Origin of the sequence: Tsukamurella ocularis, from assembly GCF_024807615.1 — a bacterium.
GTDB lineage: Bacteria > Actinomycetota > Actinomycetes > Mycobacteriales > Mycobacteriaceae > Tsukamurella > Tsukamurella ocularis.
Genome location: NZ_JANUCJ010000008.1, coordinates 1 through 1,138 on the forward strand (window position 1 = coordinate 1; position 1,138 = coordinate 1,138).

Sequence of the window (1,138 nt, forward strand, 5' to 3'; positions counted from 1 at the left end):
GATGCTCGTTACGCGCGGCAGGACGAAAAGACCCCGGGACCTTCACTATAGCTTGGTATTGGTGTTCGGTTCGGTTTGTGTAGGATAGGTGGGAGACTGTGAAGCGGGCACGCCAGTGTTCGTGGAGTCGTTGTTGAAATACCACTCTGATCGTATTGGATACCTCAACCTCGGACCATGATCTGGTTCAGGGACAGTGCCTGGTGGGTAGTTTAACTGGGGCGGTTGCCTCCCAAAATGTAACGGAGGCGCCCAAAGGTTCCCTCAGCCTGGTTGGCAATCAGGTGTTGAGTGCAAGTGCACAAGGGAGCTTGACTGTGAGACTGACAGGTCGAGCAGGGACGAAAGTCGGGACTAGTGATCCGGCACCGGCAAGTGGAAGCGGTGTCGCTCAACGGATAAAAGGTACCCCGGGGATAACAGGCTGATCTTCCCCAAGAGTCCATATCGACGGGATGGTTTGGCACCTCGATGTCGGCTCGTCGCATCCTGGGGCTGGAGTAGGTCCCAAGGGTTGGGCTGTTCGCCCATTAAAGCGGCACGCGAGCTGGGTTTAGAACGTCGTGAGACAGTTCGGTCTCTATCCGCCGCGCGCGTTAGAAACTTGAGGAAGGCTGTCCCTAGTACGAGAGGACCGGGACGGACGAACCTCTGGTGTGCCAGTTGTTCCACCAGGAGCACGGCTGGTTGGCTACGTTCGGAAGGGATAACCGCTGAAAGCATCTAAGCGGGAAGCCTGTTCCAAGATTAGGTTTCTCACCACCTTGAGTGGGTAAGACCCCCTACAGACTATGGGGTTGATAGGCCAGAACTGGAAGCGCAGTAATGCGTGTAGGTGACTGGTACTAATCGGTCGAGGACTTACCACACACATAACATTCGCCAAAACGAGCACGAAGCTCACAGGTGAAAGCGTGTAACAACAACAGAAACCAGCTTTGCTGGTTCGCGTCCACTATGCAATGTCTGAGACAACACACGACTGTGTGATTGTTTCGCAGTGTTACGGCGGCCATAGCGGAGGGGAAACGCCCGGCTCCATTCCGAACCCGGAAGCTAAGCCCTCCAGCGCCGATGGTACTGCACTCGCGAGGGTGTGGGAGAGTAGGACACCGCCGGACTAAAATTAGATACAGGA

Annotated in this window: 2 rRNA genes; both read left to right on the forward strand. The window is 55.4% G+C overall.

What is annotated here, in order from left to right:
* Nucleotides 1-869: ribosomal RNA gene (locus tag HNP44_RS20775) — 23S ribosomal RNA — on the forward strand; the annotation flags it as partial.
* Between the two features lie 135 nt (nucleotides 870-1,004).
* Nucleotides 1,005-1,121: ribosomal RNA gene (gene rrf / locus HNP44_RS20780) — 5S ribosomal RNA — on the forward strand.
* Nucleotides 1,122-1,138 lie beyond the last annotated feature (17 nt).